Source organism: Arthrobacter sp. M4 (genome assembly GCF_020251205.1).
Lineage (GTDB): Bacteria > Actinomycetota > Actinomycetes > Actinomycetales > Micrococcaceae > Arthrobacter.
On sequence record NZ_JAIWYX010000045.1, the window covers coordinates 1 to 1,648 of the forward strand.

Below are 1,648 nucleotides of genomic sequence, written 5' to 3' on the forward strand. Positions count from 1 at the left end.
GTCGCGCCGACTTGTCAAAGAGGCGTTCTGAATCTCCATTGCCACGTTTACGAGTCGATTGAGTGCGCATCAATCGGATCAACCGGCGCCGTGAATTCTTCCGTGTCACCCCGCACCACGTTCTGGAGGCGCTAAAGTCTCACGAAGCCGACATTGTGGAGTGGATCGAAGACCTGAGGCTGAGGAATACCGCCTGAACTTGGACCAGGTGCAGCTGTGACCGGGCAGCCACCAGCCCTTCACTCGCCACGCCACCAAAGCACAGTGACGCTCCCAGAAGCAGGTCAGGGGTATCATTCCGGGTTGGGAGCGCGCGGGGATGGCCTCCGCCGCACGCGAGGGGGACTCACATGGGATTGCCGGCGAACATCTTTCGCGGCATGGACGGGTTTCCCGGCCCAACATAGGCCTCGGAGTCCTCGGCTACGCGGATGCCCGCGCAGAATCACCGAGCAATCAGACGCCGGGCTCCCCTGGCATATCCCGTTCACGTGAACGGGCTCAACATCATCGCGCTCTGGGCGCACCAACACACGCCGGATCTGCGTTAGTGCACGTCACGCACGAAGTCGTGGACCGGCACAGGGACTTCCTGGGCCAGGGCCGGGCCCTTCTCATAGGCGACTTCAACAGCAACACTATCTGGGACCGTGAACATCCTGATAGGAACCATCCGGGTCACCATCAACGGCAAGTCCACGCCCGTGCGGCTCATCGGCATTGACATCCCGGAGGTCAGTGACCCGCGCAAACCCATCCAGTGCTTCGGACAAGAAGCATCCCGCCGGGCGCATGAACTCCTGGACGGCACCCAGGTCCGGCTGGTATAGGACCCCACCCAAGCCCGGCGAGACCGCTACGGCCGCACCCTCGCCTATGTCTGGCTCACCGACACCGAACTCATCAATCAAACACTGGTCAACGAGGGCTACGCCCGCGAATACACCTACCAGACGCCGTACAAATACCAGGACGCCTTCCGCGACGCCGAAAACACAGCCCGCACCGCCGGACGGGGAGTCTGGAACCCCGCCACCTGCGCAGGCAACACCAACTAACCACCACCGCCCCATTGCCGGCGGTGACGTCGACCACCTGCTGCTTCGCCAAAGGGCCGGTCGTGCCCCATGTCCATTCAAGAAACCCGGACCCAGCCGATTAATCATGTGGCCAGCCTCGCCGCGCGCAATGAACGAGTATGCAACCAAAGACCACATCGGAACGGGAGCTCCCCGGAACCCGGCCCCACTATCTGTCAGCCATGAGGCGGCCCAGCTCGCCCGGCGGTCCCCCCGCGACAGGCCCGGTGCGGGTCCCTGCTAGGAAATGACTCCCGCCCTCCGCTCAGATGCACCAGCGGCAGGTCATGTAGCTCTCTCACCCGCTCGCACCATGAAGGTCTGACCGAAGTGATTGAGCCCTCCCGACCCGGGGCGCCGTCAAAAGAATTCCAGAAAAACTTACGCCAAGGTCATGCAGAAGCCCTCGAAAGTCCCCATGAACAGGTATGAGCACCGAAGCCCCAAGCAGCAACGCAGCACCACCACTCCCCCGCCGGCCTGGTCACGCCGCTCCGGCTGCACCAGACCATGAATGAGTGAGAAGCGAAATCTTCGCCGAACCACGAGGAAGGAAGCATCGGCCACGC

At 62.6% G+C, this 1,648-nt stretch carries 2 protein-coding genes and 1 pseudogene; 2 read left to right on the forward strand and 1 reads right to left on the reverse strand.

Going from position 1 to position 1,648, the window contains the following annotated elements:
• Positions 1-62 precede the first annotated feature (62 nt).
• Together LD110_RS23790 and LD110_RS23310 are read left to right on the forward strand one after the other, a co-directional pair.
• A complete protein-coding gene (locus tag LD110_RS23790; RefSeq protein WP_263855486.1) occupies positions 63-197 on the forward strand; it encodes a hypothetical protein in 135 nt (44 codons plus the stop codon).
• A gap of 507 nt (positions 198-704) precedes the next feature.
• A pseudogene (locus LD110_RS23310) lies at positions 705-1,058 on the forward strand (thermonuclease family protein).
• A gap of 402 nt (positions 1,059-1,460) precedes the next feature.
• On the opposite strand, the gene LD110_RS23315 reads toward LD110_RS23310, so the two are convergent.
• Positions 1,461-1,648, reverse strand: a 188-nt coding sequence (locus LD110_RS23315; RefSeq protein ID WP_225502324.1) for a hypothetical protein, incomplete at its 5' end; no start/stop codon positions are given.